Source organism: Allobosea sp. Root381 (assembly GCF_001429395.1).
Classification (GTDB): Bacteria; Pseudomonadota; Alphaproteobacteria; order Rhizobiales; family Beijerinckiaceae; genus Allobosea.
The window spans coordinates 309,827-325,943 of sequence record NZ_LMJT01000012.1 but is presented as its reverse complement, the minus strand read 5'-3'; the positions used below and the strand labels follow the sequence as shown (position 1 = coordinate 325,943).

14 protein-coding genes are annotated in these 16,117 nt (G+C 67.5%); 11 read left to right on the top strand and 3 right to left on the bottom strand.

Annotated features, from left to right (window positions below):
• The first annotated feature begins 237 nt into the window (after positions 1-237).
• On the top strand, positions 238-2,283 hold the full coding sequence (gene pbpC, locus ASE63_RS13015) for a penicillin-binding protein 1C (protein WP_244491390.1): 2,046 nt from the start codon (positions 238-240) through the stop codon (positions 2,281-2,283).
• A 128-nt stretch (positions 2,284-2,411) separates the two neighbouring features.
• Here pbpC and ASE63_RS13010 read toward each other — a convergent pair whose 3' ends face one another.
• Together ASE63_RS13010 and ASE63_RS13005 are read right to left on the bottom strand one after the other, a co-directional pair.
• Positions 2,412-5,498, bottom strand: a complete 3,087-nt coding sequence (locus ASE63_RS13010; RefSeq protein ID WP_056801569.1) for an efflux RND transporter permease subunit — start codon at positions 5,496-5,498, stop codon at positions 2,412-2,414.
• A complete protein-coding gene (locus tag ASE63_RS13005; protein ID WP_056801566.1) occupies positions 5,495-6,610 on the bottom strand; it encodes an efflux RND transporter periplasmic adaptor subunit in 1,116 nt (371 codons plus the stop codon). The genes ASE63_RS13010 and ASE63_RS13005 overlap by 4 nt, the downstream gene beginning before the upstream one ends.
• Positions 6,611-6,688: 78 nt before the next feature.
• On the opposite strand from ASE63_RS13005, the gene ASE63_RS13000 reads away from it, so the two are divergent.
• The 5 genes from ASE63_RS13000 (at position 6,689) to phnE (ASE63_RS12980) (ending at position 11,208) form a co-directional block, all read left to right on the top strand.
• The gene (locus ASE63_RS13000; RefSeq protein ID WP_162261767.1) at positions 6,689-7,357 is read left to right on the top strand and encodes a TetR/AcrR family transcriptional regulator; all 669 of its coding nucleotides are present in this window, start codon (positions 6,689-6,691) and stop codon (positions 7,355-7,357) included.
• A 165-nt stretch (positions 7,358-7,522) separates the two neighbouring features.
• A complete protein-coding gene (gene phnC / locus ASE63_RS12995) occupies positions 7,523-8,341 on the top strand; it encodes a phosphonate ABC transporter ATP-binding protein (protein WP_056801562.1) in 819 nt (272 codons plus the stop codon).
• 65 nt (positions 8,342-8,406) lie between these two features.
• On the top strand, positions 8,407-9,321 hold the full coding sequence (phnD, locus tag ASE63_RS12990) for a phosphonate ABC transporter substrate-binding protein (RefSeq protein WP_056801560.1): 915 nt from the start codon (positions 8,407-8,409) through the stop codon (positions 9,319-9,321).
• A 154-nt stretch (positions 9,322-9,475) separates the two neighbouring features.
• Positions 9,476-10,357, top strand: coding sequence for a phosphonate ABC transporter, permease protein PhnE (gene phnE / locus ASE63_RS12985; RefSeq protein ID WP_056801558.1), 882 nt, complete (start codon positions 9,476-9,478; stop codon positions 10,355-10,357).
• Positions 10,354-11,208 carry a phosphonate ABC transporter, permease protein PhnE gene (gene phnE / locus ASE63_RS12980; protein WP_056801557.1) on the top strand — a complete coding sequence of 285 codons (855 nt, stop codon included), beginning with the start codon at positions 10,354-10,356 and terminating at the stop codon, positions 11,206-11,208. The genes phnE (ASE63_RS12985) and phnE (ASE63_RS12980) overlap by 4 nt, the downstream gene beginning before the upstream one ends.
• Positions 11,209-11,341: 133 nt before the next feature.
• Here phnE (ASE63_RS12980) and phnF read toward each other — a convergent pair whose 3' ends face one another.
• The gene (phnF, locus tag ASE63_RS12975) at positions 11,342-12,088 is read right to left on the bottom strand and encodes a phosphonate metabolism transcriptional regulator PhnF (protein WP_162261766.1); all 747 of its coding nucleotides are present in this window, start codon (positions 12,086-12,088) and stop codon (positions 11,342-11,344) included.
• 88 nt (positions 12,089-12,176) lie between these two features.
• Here phnF and phnG point away from each other — a divergent pair, with 88 nt between their 5' ends.
• Genes phnG through phnK form a run of 5 tightly spaced genes read left to right on the top strand, consistent with a single transcriptional unit; the run spans position 12,177 to position 16,117 of the window.
• The gene (gene phnG, locus ASE63_RS12970; protein WP_348271355.1) at positions 12,177-12,611 is read left to right on the top strand and encodes a phosphonate C-P lyase system protein PhnG; all 435 of its coding nucleotides are present in this window, start codon (positions 12,177-12,179) and stop codon (positions 12,609-12,611) included.
• On the top strand, positions 12,611-13,213 hold the full coding sequence (gene phnH / locus ASE63_RS12965) for a phosphonate C-P lyase system protein PhnH (RefSeq protein WP_056801550.1): 603 nt from the start codon (positions 12,611-12,613) through the stop codon (positions 13,211-13,213). Before phnG ends, phnH begins: the two co-directional genes overlap by 1 nt.
• The gene (locus tag ASE63_RS12960; RefSeq protein WP_056801548.1) at positions 13,213-14,391 is read left to right on the top strand and encodes a carbon-phosphorus lyase complex subunit PhnI; all 1,179 of its coding nucleotides are present in this window, start codon (positions 13,213-13,215) and stop codon (positions 14,389-14,391) included. The genes phnH and ASE63_RS12960 overlap by 1 nt, the downstream gene beginning before the upstream one ends.
• On the top strand, positions 14,388-15,314 hold the full coding sequence (locus ASE63_RS12955; protein ID WP_056801546.1) for an alpha-D-ribose 1-methylphosphonate 5-phosphate C-P-lyase PhnJ: 927 nt from the start codon (positions 14,388-14,390) through the stop codon (positions 15,312-15,314). The genes ASE63_RS12960 and ASE63_RS12955 overlap by 4 nt, the downstream gene beginning before the upstream one ends.
• Positions 15,311-16,117: a phosphonate C-P lyase system protein PhnK gene (gene phnK, locus ASE63_RS12950; RefSeq protein WP_056801544.1), complete on the top strand. Its 807-nt coding sequence runs from the start codon at positions 15,311-15,313 to the stop codon at positions 16,115-16,117. The genes ASE63_RS12955 and phnK overlap by 4 nt, the downstream gene beginning before the upstream one ends.

Genomic DNA, 16,117 nt, shown 5'->3' with positions numbered 1-16,117 from the left:
GTCGTCTTGACCTCGAACGGCAATCACCGGGGCTCCACCCCTCCCCCTTGTGGGGAGGGGATGGGGGTGGGGGTCGCGCCGCTGGGTGAGCGACCGAAGGACGCGGCGCCGGATCGGCCCGACAGCGAGGCGAATGGTGGCGAACCCGCCTTTGCCACCCCCACCCCTACCCCTCCCCACAAGGGGGAGGGGTTCGCGCCGCGCCGATTTCGCAAGCTGAAACTTGCAGCCGCGTCCGTGGCGCTGCTTGCGACCGCCGCGACCGCCACCCTCGCCCTCTACGCCCGCGCCCTCCCCCCGCTCGACCTCGCCGCCGCTTCCGACCGCTCGACCGTCGTGCTCGACCGCGAGGGCAGGCTGCTGCGCCCCTTCCTCACGGCGGATGGGCGCTGGAAGCTGCCGGTCGGCGTCGACGACGTCGATCCGCGCTATCTCGCCATGCTCAAGGCCTTCGAGGACAAGCGCTTCGACGCGCATCCCGGCATCGACCCGCTCGGGATGCTGCGCGCCGCCGCCCAGATGCTGGCGAATGGCCGCGTTGTCTCGGGCGGCTCGACCCTGACCATGCAGGTCGCCCGCCTGCTCGAACCGCGCGAGGAGCGCACGCTCTCCGCCAAGCTTCGCCAGGCCCTGCGTGCGCTCGAGCTGGAGCGCCGCCTCTCCAAGAGCCAGATTCTCGATCTCTACCTGACCCTTGCCCCCTTCGGCGGCAACCTCGAAGGCGTGCGTGCCGCGAGCTTCGCATATTTCGGCAAGGAACCGAGGCGACTCTCCACCGCCGAGGCGGCCCTGCTCGTCGCCCTGCCGCAATCGCCCGAGACGCGCCGGCCCGACCGCTTAGCGGAAGCCGCCGGCAAGGCCCGCGACCGCGTGCTCGCCCGCGTCGAGAGGGCGGGCCTCGCCACGGCTTCCGAGGTCGCGGCCGCGCGCGAGGAGGCGATCCCCACCGCCCGCCGCCCCTTCCCCAATCTGGCCCCGCATGTCGCCGAACAGGTGGTGGCCGAGGCGCCAGCGCTGCGGCGTCACGAACTCAGCCTCGAAGCGCGGCTGCAGACGGCGCTCGAAAGCCTCGCCCGCGAACGCAGCCTTGGCCTCGCACCCCAGGTCTCGATCGCGATCCTCGCCATCGACAACGAGACCGGCGAGGTGCGCGCCTCGGTCGGCGGCGTCGATTATTTCGCCGCCGAGCGCGCCGGCTCGCTCGACCTGACGCGGGCGCTGCGCTCGCCGGGCTCCGCGCTGAAGCCCTTCATCTATGCGCTCGCCTTCGACAACGGCATCGCCCATCCCGAGACGATGCTGGAGGACCGGCCGGCCCGCTACGGCATCTATATCCCCGAGAATTTCGACATGACCTTCCAGGGCATGGTCTCGGCCCGCAAGGCGCTCCAGCTTTCGCTGAACGTGCCGGCCGTCGAACTCCTCGCCGCGCTCGGGCCGCAGCGCTTCCTGTCCCGGCTGCGCGATGCCGGCGTCTCGGTCGCGATGCCGAAGGAAGGCGGCGCGCCGGGTCTCGCGGTCGGGCTGGGCGGGCTCGGCATCACCCTGCAGGACCTGACGCGCCTCTTCGTCGGCCTCGCGCGCGGCGGCGACGTGCCGGCGCTGCGCGTTAGGGCCTCGCCTCGGGAGGGGGCGATTCCCTCGTCCCGCCTCGTCGAGCCCGTCGCCGCCTGGTATGTCGCCGACACGCTGCTGGGCGCACCGCCGCCGCTCAACGCCGTGCCCGGGCGCATCGCCTACAAGACCGGCACCTCCTATGGCTATCGCGACGCCTGGGCAGTGGGCTTCGACCGCCGCCATACGATCGGCGTCTGGGTCGGGCGGGCCGATAACGGCGCCGTGCCGGGACTCGTCGGCCGCAGCGTCGCGGCGCCGATCCTGTTCGACGCCTTCGCCCGGCTCGGCATCGACCCGCGCCCCTTCCCGCAGCCGCCGGATGCGATCGTGGCCACCACCGCGAATCTGCCGCCGCCTCTGCGCCATTTGCGCCAGGATGTGCCGAAGACGATCGCCGCCATCGCGACACCGGCGCTGAAACTCGCCTTCCCGCCCGAGGGCGCCAGGATCGACCTTTCAGCCTCGCTCATTGACGGCCGGGCCGAACTCAACCTGAAGGCGGCCGGCGGCGCGCCGCCCTATACCTGGCTGGTCGACGGCACGCCGGTGCTGAGCCCGACCCGCCGGCGCGAAGCGGTCTGGCAGCCTTCGGGCAAGGGCTTCATGCGGATTTCCGTGATCGACGGCTCCGGCGCCAGCGAGAGCGTCTCGGTCCGACTGCAATAGCCAGCGCCGTCATTGCGAGCGTCAGCGAAGCACCCAGTGGGGCGTAGCGCTCGGCCGCCCCTGGGTTGCTTCGTCGCTGACGCTCCTCGCAATGACGCAAGCGCCGCAGACTCGGCTGTGCTTCCCGCTTACTCCGCCGGAGCGGGATGCGCCGCGCCATCCTCTGCATGGGCAGCACCGCGGCTGCCATGCTTGCTCCGCGCCAGATAGGAATAGGCGACCGGCACCACATAGAGCGTCAGCAGTGTGCCGAAGGTCATGCCGCCGACGATGACCCAGCCGATCTGCGAGCGGCTCTCGGCACCGGCACCCGAGGCGAGCGCCAGCGGCACCGCGCCGAGCACCATCGCGCCGGTGGTCATCAGGATCGGGCGCAGACGCAGCTCCGCCGCCTCGACCAGCGCGTCGATCATCTCCTTGCCCTCCTCCCGAAGCTGGTTGGTGAACTCCAGGATCAGGATGCCGTGCTTGGTGATGAGGCCGACCAGCGTGATCAGGCCGATCTGGCTGTAGACGTTCATCGTACCGCCGGTGAAGTAGAGCGCGGCGAGCGCCCCGGTGAGCGAGAGCGGCACCGACACCATGATGACCACGGGATCGACGAAGCTCTCGAACTGCGCCGCGAGCACCAGATAGATGAAGCCGAGCGCCAGCAGGAAGACGATCGCGATGCTGGAGCCGGACTGCTTGAACTCGCGGCTCTGGCCCGAATAGTCGATCTGCACCGAGGAGGGCAGCACCTTCGCCGCCGCAGCGTCGAGCACGTTGAGGGCGTCGCCCAGCGAGTAGCCTGGCGCCGGGACGGCGGTGATCGTGGCCGAGCGCAGCTGGTTGAAGCGGATCAGTTCCTTCGGCGCGACGTTCTCCTCGATCTTGACGAGGCTCGACAGCTGCACGACCTGGCCACCGCGGCCCATCAGATAGATCGACTGCAGCGCCTGCGGCGTGTTGCGGTCTTCACCCGCGACCTGGATGACGACGTCGTACTGCTCGCCATTCATGTTGAAGCGGGTGACCTGGCGGCCTCCGAGCAGGGTTTCCATGGTGCGGCCGATGACGTCGACGCCGACGCCCAGATCGGCGGCGCGCTGCCGGTCGATCGAAACCTTGATCTGGGGCTTGTCCAGGATGAGGTTCGATTCGAGATTGGTCATCGCCGGCGAATTCGAGGCCTCGGCGATCACGGCATCGACGTAATCCTTGATCTGCACATAGGATTCCGACGAGCGCAGCACGAACTCGACCGGCTTGCTGTTGGCGCCGCCCTGGCCCAGCGAGGGCGGGTTGGTAGCGAAGAGCCGGATGCCGGGAATCTGCGACAGGTCCTTGTTGATCTCGGCGACGAGATCCTGCTGCTTGCGCGTCCGCTGCTCCCAGGGCTTGAGCCGGGCGAAGGCGATGGAGCGCGTCACGTCGGGGAAGCCGACGATCACCAGATAGGTCTCGACCTCCTGGATCTTGCTCAGATAATCCTCGACCCGGCGCGCATAATCCGCGGTGAAGGTCATCGTCGCGCCTTCCGGTGCAACGCCGATGGCGGTGATGGTGCCGCGATCCTCGACCGGAGCGAGTTCGGAGCGCAGGTTCGTGAAGAGGAAATAGCTCGCCCCGGCGACGCCGAGCGCCAGCAAGACGATCACCGGCCGGATCGACAGCGCGAAGCGCAGCGAGCGCCGGTAGCCGCTCGCCATCCCATTGAAGCCGCGCTCGAGCACATTGTAGAGCCGGCCATGCGACTCGTGATGGCGCAGCAGCTTGGCGCACATCATCGGCGTCAATGTCAGCGCGACGAAGCCCGAGACCAGCACGGCGCCGGCAAGCGTCAAGGCGAACTCGATGAAGAGCTGGCCGGTACGGCCGGTCGAGAAGGCCATCGGCGCATAGACCGCGACCAGCGTCAGCGTCATCGCGACGACGGCGAAGGCGATCTCGTTGATTCCGCGGATCGCGGCCTTCGTCGGCTCTACGCCGTTCTCGATATGGCGGTGGATGTTCTCCAGAACGACGATGGCGTCGTCGACGACGAGGCCGATCGCGAGCACCATCGACAGCAGGGTCAGCGTGTTCACGGTGAAGCCGAGCGCATACATCAGCGCGAAGGCGCCCACCAGCGAGACCGGAATCGTGACCAGCGGAATCAGCGTCGCCCGCAGCGAGCGCAGGAAGATGAAGATGATTAGGACGACGAGGACGACCGCCTCGGCGATCGTGGTGTAGACGGCCTTGATCGACCGATCGATGAAGATCGAGGTGTCGTAGGAGGTGTTGATCGACATGCCGTCCGGCAGGTCTTCGGTGATGCTCGGCATCGCCGCCGTGACGCCGGACGAGACGTCCAGCGGATTGGCGGTCGCCTGCTTGACGATGCCGATCGTCACCGACGGCGTGCCGCGGAACCAGGCGGCGTTGCGCTCCTCGCGGGCGCCGAGTTCGACGCGGGCAAGGTCGCGCACCCGCACCGGGAAGCCGTTCACGTCCTTGACGACGATCTGCTCGAATTCCCGCGGCGAGGTCAGGCTGGTCTGCGAAAGCACCGTGAATTCGCGGTCGTTGCTCTCGATCCGGCCGGACGGAATCTCGACGTTCTGGGCGCGGACCGCGGCCTCGACATCCTGGACGGTGATGCCGTAGGCCGACATGCGCGGCCGGTCGAGCCAGATGCGCATCGCATATTGGCGCTGGCCGAGAATCCGCACCTCCGCCACGCCGGTGACGTTCTGCACCCGGTCTGCGATGAAGCGGTCGGCGAAGTCGGTCAGCTCCAGCGGGCTGTGCCGCGAACTGGTGAGCGAAAGATACAGGATCGGCTGCGCATCGGCTTCGACCTTGGCGATGACGGGCTCGTCGATCTCGTCGGGCAGGCGGCTGCGCACGCGGCTGACCCGGTCGCGCACGTCCGAAGCGGCGACGTCGGGGTCGACGTTCGGGCGGAAGCGGACGGAGATGAAGCTGCGTTCCTGGCGGCTGGTCGAGGAGATGATCTCGATGCCCTCGATGCCGGCGATCGAGTTCTCCAGGATCTGCGTGACCTGCGTCTCGATGATCTCGGCGCTGGCGCCGCGATAATCGGTCCGCACCGAGACGATCGGTTCGTCGATATTGGGATATTCGCGCACCGTCAGCCGGTCATAGGAGACGATGCCGACGAGCATGACGAGAAGGCTCAACACCGTCGAGAGGACGGGCCGGCGGACGAAGAGTTCGAACAGGCTCATTGCTGCGGGCTCGCCGAAGCCCCGGAGAGGGCGCTGGTGTGGACCGCCGGCAGGGTGTTCTTGATCGAGACGACCGAACCCTCGCGCAGCCGCATCTGACCGGAGCTGACCACCTGCATCTGCGGCGTCAGCCCCTTCACGATCTCGACCTTGCCCGGCAGGCGCTTGCCCAGCTCGACCGGAACGCGCTTCGCCTTACCGTCCTCGACGATGTAGACCATCTTGCCGAGGCCGTCCGGCACCACGGCCGATTCCGGAACCACCAGCGCGTTCTCACGCTGGTCGACGACGATGTTGATGCGGGCGAACAGGCCCGGCTTCAGCGCATGATCGCCATTGGGCACCGTGGCGCGCAGCCGGATCGCCCGCCCATTGATATCCACCGCCGGATCGACGGCGAAGATCTTGCCCTCGAAATCCTTGCCCGGCACCGCATCGACCTTGAGGTGGACCGGCTGGCCGACCTTGACCTTGGCCAGGAACATTTCGGGGACGCGGAAGTCGATCTTGATCGGATCCATGCTGGTCAGCGTGATCAGCTGCTTGCCGACGGAGACGTAGTCGCCGACGCTGACCGCACGAAGCCCGACCACCCCGCTGAACGGGGCCATGATCGCCGATTGCGCCAGCTTCGCCTGAGCGAGCTGCACTTTCGCCTCGCTGGAGGCGAGCTGGGCGATGGCCTGCTCGAGCGCGACCTGCGTGCCAGCGCCGCGCTGCACCAGCGACTGGTTGCGCTGGAAGGTGTCGCGCGCCAGACTGAGATCGGCCTGGAGCTGCTTCAGCTCGGCGTCCAGAATGGCGGTATCGAGCTTGACCAGGAGCTGGCCCTTCTCGACGCGCTCGCCCTCCCTGAAGCCGAGCGCGGTGACGCGGCCCGCAATCTCCGGAGCGATCACCACCGCCTCGTCAGCGGCCAGCGTGCCCAGCGCCTCGACCTCTTCCTTGACCGTCGCACGTTCGATCCTGGCGACCTCCACGGGCACGCCCGGGGTCTTTCCGGTGGTCACGGCGGCCTGCGCCGGAACGCTGCCCTGCTTGAAGTGACGATAACCGTAGTAACCCCCGCCGGCGAGGGCGACGACCAGGAGCAGATAGGCAAACCGCTTCATAGAACTGGACGCTCCTAACATGTACGATTATCTTAGACTGGACGGTCTAGTTTGATAAGGGGCCCAATGGGCGTAAACATGGCAGTCACGGCCGCATCGCGGGATGCCGCGACCGAGGCGACGGATGCAAGACGCTTGCCGTCCGACAGGGCTCGCCCGAACAAGCACGACGCGATCACCCAGGCCGCCTCCGAAATGTTCCTCGCCGAGGGCTTCGAGCGCGTGAGCCTCGACCAGATCGCGCAGCGCGCCGGCGTCTCCAAGCAGACCATCTACAGCCACTTCGCCGACAAGGAGGCGCTGTTCAAGGCGATCTGCACGGAACTCACTGAAAAGCTTACGATTCCTCTCCGAAAGCCGGCCGCGGAAAACGACCTGCGCAGCACGCTTATCCGCCTCGGCGAAGACACGCTGGCGATGATACTGCACCCGGCTTCACTTGATCTACACCGTCTCGTGATGAGTGCCGCCGTCCGCTTTCCGGAACTCGGCCGCATCGCCTGGGAGGCGGGCGCGTTGCGCATGATCGACGACCTTTCCGCCCTGCTGACCCAGCGTTCACGAATCGGTGATGGCCTGAACGCGCCGCTCACGGAGAAGCAGGCCAGAACCCTGGCGGAGCAGTTCGTCGGCATGCTGCGCGGTTTCCATCAGGTCCGCGGCCTGCTGAACGTCAAGCCTGCGCCCGCGACCGCGCGACGCGCATATGTGCGCGCCTGCGTGGACCTGCTTCTGCGCGGCGCCTGACCGCCGGGATTTCGCGCCTCCACAGCCCTGTTGAAGGGCCAAACGGCTGTCACCCGGCTGTCATCTGCACTGACTAGCAGTCTCGCATCGAGAGCACGGACCTGACGGCGGCACCAAAGCCTCCGTTCAGGGTCGTGCTCGCTCACCGCAAGCGAGACCGTTCTCATGCTGCGCATCGAAGGCCTGACCAAGCGCTTCGGCGGGAAGGCCGCCGTCGACGACGTCACGCTCTCCATCCCCCGCGGCGAGATGGTCGGCATCATCGGCCGTTCGGGCGCCGGCAAATCGACGCTGTTGCGCATGCTGAACCGCCTGGCTGAACCAAGCGAGGGCAGGGTCCTCTCCGGCGAGCGCGACGTCACCGCGCTACGCGGTGCGGCTCTGCGCGGCTGGCGACGCGACACGGCGATGATCTTCCAGCAGTTCAACCTGGTCGGGCGGCTCGACGTGCTGACCAATGTCCTGCTCGGCCGGCTCAACCACCGCTCCGCCGCCCTCACGCTGGTCAAGAGCTTTTCCCGCGACGACAAGATCCATGCCATTGCGGCGCTCGAGCGTCTCGATATGGGACATCTTCTGAGCCAGCGCGCCGAAACGCTCTCGGGCGGTCAGCAGCAGCGCGTCGCCATCGCGCGCGCTTTGGTGCAGGAGCCCCAGATCATCCTGGCCGACGAGCCGATCGCCTCGCTCGACCCGCGCAACACCCAGGTCGTGATGGACGCGCTGTTCCGGATCAACCGCGAGGACGGCATCACCGTCGTCTCCAACCTGCATCACCTCGACATCGCGGCCAAGTATTGCGACCGGCTGATCGGCATGGCCGCTGGCAAGATCGTCTTCGACGGCCCGCCGCATCAGCTCACCAGCGAAGTGGCCGCCAGCCTCTACGGCATCGAAGCCAAGGATGCCGGCGCCGAGGCTCTGCACCAGCTCGACGCCATCGTCAGCGAAGAGGCGCAGCGCGCCCGGCAGAGCGCCGCCTGAACCCGTTTGCCGGCAACAGCCGGCGAAACACCAGCGACAACCGAATCAACCACCAGGAGCACATCATGCTGACCCGTCGTCATACCCTGGCGCTGGCCGCCGCGGGCCTCGCCTCGCTGGCCGCCCCCGCCTTCGCCCAGGACTGGAAGGCCAAGTATCCGGAGCTGGTCTTCGCGATCATCCCCGCCGAGAACGCCTCGGGCGTCACCGAGCGCTACACCCCCTTCGTCAACTATCTCGCGAAGGAACTCGGCACCAAGGTCACGCTGCGTATCGCCAACGACTACGCCGCGATCATCGAGGGCCAGCGCGCCGGCAACATCCACATCGCCTCCTACGGCCCGTCCTCCTTCGCCCGCGCCCGCATGACCGGCGCCAAGGTCGACGCCTTCGCGATCGAGACCAACCTCGACGGCACCAAGGGCTATCACTCGGTCTTCTATGTGAAGAAGGACTCGCCCTATCAGAAGGTCGAGGACCTGAAGGGCAAGAATCTCGGCCTCGTCGATCCGAACTCCACCTCGGGCAACAACGTGCCGCGCTTCGCCCTCAACGGCATGAAGATCGAGCCCGAGAGCTTCTTCTCGAAGGTCGTCTACACCGGCAGCCATGAGAACGCGATCATCGCGCTCCAGCAGGGCACCGTCGACATCGTCGCCAACTGGTGGAACGACGAGCAGGAGTCGAACCTGCAGCGCATGGTCCGCAAGAACATGGCCAAGGCCGAGGACTTCCGCATCATCTTCAAGTCCGAGCAGATCGTGAACTCGCCCCTGGCCTATCTCTCCGACATGCCGGAAGAGCTGAAGGCCAAGATCCGCGACGCCGTCCTGAACATCACCACCAAGGACAAGGCCGCCTTCGACAAGATCTATGAGGGCAAGCAGGGCCCGCTCGTCGCCGTCGACAACAAGGCCTACGACCCGATCATCGAGCTGAACAAGTTCGTCGACGATCTGCGTCGCAAGAAGTCTTCGTAAGACTTCATACCGTCTGCCCGTCATGGTCGGGCTTGTCCCGACCATCCACGTCTTCGCCCATCGCGGGTAACGTTCAAGACGTGGATGCTCGCCACAAGGGCGAGCATGACGGGGAGCGGCGCTTCCGCCGTTGAAAACTGTCCCGGCAAACCTCATGACCATCGCGATCGACCGCAACGACCCTGCGATCAGCGGCCACGCCGCAGCCTATGCAAGCGCGATGTCCGCCAAACGGCGCCAGACGCTGCTCGGCGCGGCGGTCTTCGCGGTCTGCGTCTGGCTCGCCGCGATCGGCGCCGAGGTCGACCTCGGCAAATTCGCCGAGAACGCCTGGCGCTTCCCGAAATACATCGTCGAGACCATGCCGGTCCTGCGCTGGAACAGCCTGGGCGCGGATTTCGCCGAGTGGTTCTGGGGCTGGAAGGGCTGGCTCCGGCTGCTCTGGCAGACCATCCTGATCGCCTATGTCGGCACGGCGCTCGGCGTCGTCGGCGGCTTCCTGCTCTGCTTCGTCGCCGCCGGCAATCTCGGCCGCTCGAAGACGGCCCGCTTCGCCGCCCGCCGCTTCCTCGAATTCAGCCGCACCGTTCCCGAGATCGTCTTCGCGCTGATCTTCGTCATCGCCTTCGGCCTCGGCCCCCTGCCCGGCGTGCTCGCCATCGCGATCCACACCATGGGCGCCATGGGCAAGCTCTTCTCCGAGGTCGTCGAGAACATCGACATGAAGCCGGTGGACGGGCTGACCGCGACCGGCGCCGGCTGGTGGCAGACGATCCGTTTCGCGGTCGTGCCGCAGGTGCTCTCCAACTTCGCCAGCTATTCGCTGCTGCGCTTCGAGATCAACGTCCGCGGCGCCTCGATCATGGGCTTCGTCGGCGCCGGCGGCATCGGCCAGGACTTGATCGAGGCGATCCGCAAGTTCTACTTCACCGATGTCAGCGCCATCCTGCTGATGATCATCGTCACCGTGATGCTGATCGACTACGGCACCGAGCGCCTGCGCCACGCCCTCCTCAGCCTGGAGCACGGCAAATGAGCCTCGCCCTCTCACCTGCCGAACAGGCTGCCCTCGTCGCCCGCCACCAGGCCGCCATCGACGGCTCGCTCAAGAACAAGCTCATCACCTGCGCCGTCGTGATCGGCCTGCTCAGCCTCTTCGTCTACGGCTTGACCACCTTCGAGGTCTCGCTCTGGCGCATTCTTTCCGGCTTCAGCAGCCTTGGCACCTTCGCGGTGCTGATGGTCCCGCCGGACCCGGGCTCGCTCGCCCGCGCCATCATCTTCATCAAAGCGCTGTTCGAGACGATCGCGATCGCCTTCCTCGGCACCATCCTGGCCGCCATCCTCGCCTTTCCGCTCGGCTTCCTCGCCGCGCGCAACGTCGTCGCCAACCGCATCGTCCATTTCTTCGCCCGCCGTTCGCTCGATACGGTCCGCGGCGTCGACGCGCTGATCTGGGCGCTCATCTGGGTGAACGTCGTCGGCCTCGGCCCCTTCGCCGGCATGCTCGCGATCATGACCGCCGATCTCGGCGCCTTCGGCAAGCTCTTCTCCGAGGCGATCGAGGCTGCCGACCGCAAGCCGGTGGAGGGCGTTACCTCGCTCGGCGGCGGCAAGCTGCACGAAGTCCGCTTCGGGCTGATGCCGCAGGTGCTGCCGGTGATCGCCAGCCAGGTGCTCTACTTCATCGAGTCGAACACCCGCTCCTCGACGATCATCGGCATCGTCGGCGCCGGCGGCATCGGCCTCTATCTCGCCGAAACGATCCGCACGCTGGAATGGCAGCAGGTGTCGTTCCTGATCCTGCTGATCCTCGCCGCCGTCACCGCGATCGACTTCCTCTCGGCCAAGCTGCGCTTCGCCATCATCGGCAAGCGGGCGGTCTGAGGCCGGAAGGAAAAGCAGCCGTCATTCTCGGACGAAGCGAAGCGCAGACCCGAGAATCGCTTACCGAGATGCGCGGTTCGGCGCCTTCGCCGTTAGGAGATGCTCGGGTCGAGCCCGAGCATGACGAAGGGGCTCACTCCGCGAAGGGCTCGACCACCATCTCCATCCGCTCACCGGCGAAGACGCTGCTGACGAGATGGATCGGAGTCAGGTCAGGCAGCGCATCGACGGCCACCGAGACCATCACCGGCGCACCGGGCTCGATCGCGAGCAGCTCCGCCTCGCGCTCGCTCGCCAGCCTTGCGCTCAGGCGCGTCGACAGACGGACATAGTCGGTGATGCCACAGGCCTTGAAAGCCCCGGTCATCGACCCTTCCGCCTCACGATAGGCGCTGTCGAACTCCGGAAACCGCGCCGCCGAGAGAAAATGCGTACCTGTGCCCATCGGCGTGCCGTCGGCCAGGCTCAGGCCCTGCAGCCGCCAGAGAGGCGCCCCCTCAGCCACGCCCAGCGTCCGGCAGATCTCGCCCTCGCCGGCGACCTGCTCGACCGCGAGCACCGCGCTCGATCCGACCAGGCCGAGCCGGCCAAGATTGGCGCGCAGGCTGACGCGCTTGCCGATCGGATAGGGCACGCGCCGCGCATTCACCTGCGTGCCGCGTCCACGCGAGACGGTGACCAAGCCCTGCTCCGCCAGATGGCGAAAAGCCTGTCGCACCGTATGACGATGCACGCCGTAGCGCTCGGCAAGCGCGGTCGCGGCCGGCAACGTGTCGCCCTGCCCGTACTCGCCCTTGCCGATCGAGCAGGCGAGATCGTCGGCGATCCTGCGCCAGGCCGTGCCCGCATCCGCCGCCACGGCGTCGTCTTCGCCGGTCACCAAATCGTCACGCAAAATGTATAGACCTTTCCTCACAACTCACCTAATATAGTCTAGACATTAACGAGCGACCAGACGGCGAATGACGATGAGCGAGAAAACCGCGCGGCAGCGCTGGATGGCAATCCTGTCCCGCGCCTCGCGAGCCGAGGTCGCGAGCCTGCTCGGCCCCGACCTCCCGCAGCACGAGGTGCTGAAGGCGCCGGAAACCGGGACCGTCATGGTCGAGGGCCGCGCCGGCGGCGCCGGCCGGCGCTTCAACCTGGGCGAAGCGACGGTGACGCGCTGCGTCGTGCGTCTCGCCGAGGGCGCGATGGGCTTTTCCTATGCGCTCGGCCGCGATGCCCGCAAGGCGCGCCTCGCGGCGATCCTCGACGCAAGGCTGCAGGCCGAGGCCTCGGACAGCACGCTTCATCAGGGCATCGCTCGCCTGGCTGAAAACCAGGCCGCAGCCCGCGACCTTGCTTCCCGCAAGGCGGCCGCGACCAAGGTCGATTTCTTCACTCTGGTGCGGGGCGCGTGATGACCGACGAAACGCTGATCGGCCCGGGCTTCGCCGACCCGGTCTTCCAGTCCCAGGGCGCCTTCCGCGCGATCCTCGCCGCCCTGGCCGAGCCTGGCACGCGGCAGGCCGTGACCGAGGGCCTCACCCCGCCCAACGGACTGCATGCCGCCGCGGCGACGGCGTTGCTGACGCTGGCCGATTACGAGACGCCGATCTGGCTGCCGCCCGCATTGCGCGACGGCGCGGCCGGGGCCTGGCTGCGCTTCCATTGCGGCGCCGCGCTCGTCGCGGAACCCGGCCGCGCCGCCTTCGCGGTGATCGACGGCCTCGCTTCCGCCCCGGCGCTTGCCGATTTCGACGCCGGCACCGACCAGTTCCCCGACCGCTCGGCGACGGTCATCGTCCAATGCGCGGCACTGGAAGGCGGCGAGGCCGTCACGCTGAGCGGCCCCGGCATTCCGGGCACCCGCACGATCGCGCCGGCCGGGCTGCGCGACAGCTTCTGGGCCGAGGTCGCGGCCAACAGCGAGGCCTATCCGCTCGGGATCGACCTCCTGCTCTGCCATGCCGATGCGCTTTTCGGCCTGCCGCGCTCGACGCGTATCGAGGGAGCTTTCTGATGTATGTCGCGGTCAAGGGCGGCGAGGCCGCCATCCTCGCAACGCATGATCTCGTCGCCGAGGCACGCCGGGGCGACGAGGCGGTGCCGGAGATCTCAGTGGCGCAGATCCGCGAGCAGCAGGGCCTCGCCTGCGCCCGCGTCATGAACGAGGGCTCGCTCTACGACGCCGACCTCGCGGCGTTGGCGCTGAAGCAGGCGCAGGGCGATGCGATCGAAGCGGCCTTCCTGATGCGCGCCTATCGCACGACGCTGCCGCGCTTCGGCTCCTCCGAGCCGGTCGACACCGCCCGCATGGCGATCCGCCGCCGCGTTTCCGCCACCTACAAGGACCTGCCGGGCGGGCAGGTGCTGGGGCCGACCTATGACTATACCCACCGGCTGTTCGATTTTGCGCTGATGGAAGCCTCGAACATCATGGTTGGGCTTGACCCGACCATCTCGGAACGAGAAGGCGAGCCTCATTCGGCCGAAGATGCTCGGGTCAGGCCCGAGCATGACGCAAAACCCCTCGACGCCCACATGCCGCGCGTGCCGGACATTCTCGGTGCCGAAGGCCTGATGGAGCCGGAGGAGCCGCCGGAGGGCGACCCGCGCCCCTTCGACCTGACTCGCGAGCCGGTCTCCTTCCCGGCCGACCGCGATGTGCGCCTGCAGGCGATGGCGCGCGGCGACGAGGGTTTCATGCTCGGCCTCGGCTATTCCGTCCAGCGCGGCTACGGCAACAGCCATCCCTTCGTCGGCGAGGTCCGCGTCGGCGAGGTCTCGGTCGCGTTCGTGCCGGAGGAGCTCGGCTTCGCCGTCGACCTCGGCGACATCACCCTTACCGAATGCCAGATGGTGAACCAGTTTGCCGGCTCCAAGGATGTCCCGCCGCAATTCACCCGCGGCTACGGGCTCTCCTTCGGTCATAGCGAGCGCAAGGCGATGTCGATGTCGCTGGTCGACCGGGCGCTGAAATGCCGCGAATTCGGCGAGGCGGCGGAGTACCCGGCGCAGCAGGACGAGTTCGTCCTCTACCACTCCGACAATGTCGAGGCCGCCGGCTTCGTCGAGCACCTGAAGCTGCCGCATTACGTCGACTTCCAGGGCGAGCTCGAACTGATCCGCCGCATCAGGCGCGAGCGCGAGGAGCGGCTCGCCAGGAACCAGGACACGCTGCCGGAGGCCGCGGAATGACCCTTCACACTCCCGTTACGCAAGATGCGGCGCAGCCCGCCTACAACTACGCCTATCTCGACGAGCAGACGAAGCGGATGATCCGCCGCGCCCTGCTCAAGGCCGTGGCCGTGCCGGGCTACCAGGTGCCCTTCGGTTCGCGCGAGATGCCGCTCGCCCGCGGCTGGGGCACCGGCGGCATCCAGATCACCGCCGCGATCATCGGCCCGCAGGACCGTCTGAAGGTCATCGACCAGGGCGCCGACGACACCACCAACGCCGTCTCGATCCGCCGCTTCTTCGAGAAGACCGCCAACGCGAAGACCACCGAGGCGACCGACGAGGCCACGATCATCCAAACCCGCCACCGCATCCCGGAGGCGCCGCTGCAGGCCGGCCAGATCATGGTCTATCAGGTCCCGCAGCCGGAGCCGCTGCGCAAGCTCGAGCCGCGCGAGGCCGAGACGCGCAAGATGCACGCCTGGGCCGAATACGGGCTGATGCAGGTGAAGCTCTACGAGAACATCGCCCGCTTCGGCGAGGTCACGACGACCTATGACTACCCGGTCCTGATCAACGGCCGCTACATCATGGCCCCCTCACCGATCCCGAAATTCGACAATCCGAAGATGCACATGTCACCGGCGCTCCAGCTCTTCGGGGCCGGCCGCGAGAAGCGCATCTACGCGCTGCCGCCGCATACCAGCGTCAAGAGCCTCGACTTCGACGACCATCCCTTCCGCATCCAGAGCTGGAACGAGCCCTGCGCGCTTTGTGCCGCTGCCGACTCCTATCTCGATGAGGTGGTGATCGACGACCAGGGCAAGCGCATGTTCGTCTGTTCGGACAGCCATTTCTGCGAGACGCGCCGGGAAGATGGTCATCGCGGCGCGATGCTGGCCGACGCGACCTCGAGCGGTTTGGTGGGGGAGAGCAAGCTATGACCGTCCACGCCACCTTCCCCGAGGCCGCCCTCGAACCCGCGCCCCTCCTCTCCGTCGCCGGCCTCAATCGCTTCTATGGCGAGCGCATCGGCTGCGCCGACGTCACCTTCGACCTCTGGCCCGGCGAGGTTCTGGGCATCGTCGGCGAATCCGGCTCCGGCAAGTCGACGCTGCTGCGCTGCCTCGCCGGCATCGACCGGCCCGACGAGGGCGAGGTGCTGTTTCGGGGTGGAGCCGAACCGCTCGACATCTACTCGGTGCCCGAGCAGGAGCGCCGCCGCCTGATGCGCACGGCCTGGGGCATCGTCCACCAGAACCCGCGCGACGGCCTGCGCATGGACGTCTCGGCCGGCGGCAATGTCGGCGAGCGGCTGATGGACCGGGGCGACCGGCATTACGGCCAGATCCGCGAGCGCGCGCTCGACTGGCTGACCCGCGTCGAGATCGCAGGCAGCCGCATCGACGACCGGCCGCGCCAGTTCTCCGGGGGCATGCAGCAGCGCCTGCAGATCGCCCGCGTGCTGGTCTCGGAGCCGCGCCTCGTCTTCATGGACGAGCCGACCGGCGGCCTAGACGTCTCCGTCCAGGCCCGCCTGCTCGACCTGTTGCGCGTGCTGGTCCGCGATCTCGGCCTCGCCGCAATCATCGTCACCCACGACCTCGCCGTCGCCCGACTCCTGACCGACCGGCTGATGGTGATGAAGGACGGGCGCGTCGTCGAGCAGGGCCTGACCGACCAGGTGCTGGACGATCCGCATCACGCCTACACCCAGCTTCTCACCTCGGCGGTGCTCGGTGTGTGA

Excerpts from the sequence above, each read along its gene's own strand:
- phnH (WP_056801550.1), top strand. The coding sequence starts at position 12,611 with ATGACCGACGAAACGCTGATCGGCCCGGGCTTCGCCGACCCGGTCTTC.
- phnG (WP_348271355.1), top strand. The coding sequence starts at position 12,177 with ATGAGCGAGAAAACCGCGCGGCAGCGCTGGATGGCAATCCTGTCCCGC.
- phnC (WP_056801562.1), top strand. The coding sequence starts at position 7,523 with ATGCTGCGCATCGAAGGCCTGACCAAGCGCTTCGGCGGGAAGGCCGCC.
- ASE63_RS13000 (WP_162261767.1), top strand. The coding sequence starts at position 6,689 with ATGGCAGTCACGGCCGCATCGCGGGATGCCGCGACCGAGGCGACGGAT.
- ASE63_RS12955 (WP_056801546.1), top strand. The coding sequence starts at position 14,388 with ATGACCCTTCACACTCCCGTTACGCAAGATGCGGCGCAGCCCGCCTAC.
- phnK (WP_056801544.1), top strand. The coding sequence starts at position 15,311 with ATGACCGTCCACGCCACCTTCCCCGAGGCCGCCCTCGAACCCGCGCCC.
- ASE63_RS13010 (WP_056801569.1), bottom strand. The coding sequence starts at position 5,498 with ATGAGCCTGTTCGAACTCTTCGTCCGCCGGCCCGTCCTCTCGACGGTG.
- phnD (WP_056801560.1), top strand. The coding sequence starts at position 8,407 with ATGCTGACCCGTCGTCATACCCTGGCGCTGGCCGCCGCGGGCCTCGCC.
- ASE63_RS12960 (WP_056801548.1), top strand. The coding sequence starts at position 13,213 with ATGTATGTCGCGGTCAAGGGCGGCGAGGCCGCCATCCTCGCAACGCAT.
- phnE (WP_056801557.1), top strand. The coding sequence starts at position 10,354 with ATGAGCCTCGCCCTCTCACCTGCCGAACAGGCTGCCCTCGTCGCCCGC.
- ASE63_RS13005 (WP_056801566.1), bottom strand. The coding sequence starts at position 6,610 with ATGAAGCGGTTTGCCTATCTGCTCCTGGTCGTCGCCCTCGCCGGCGGG.
- phnE (WP_056801558.1), top strand. The coding sequence starts at position 9,476 with ATGACCATCGCGATCGACCGCAACGACCCTGCGATCAGCGGCCACGCC.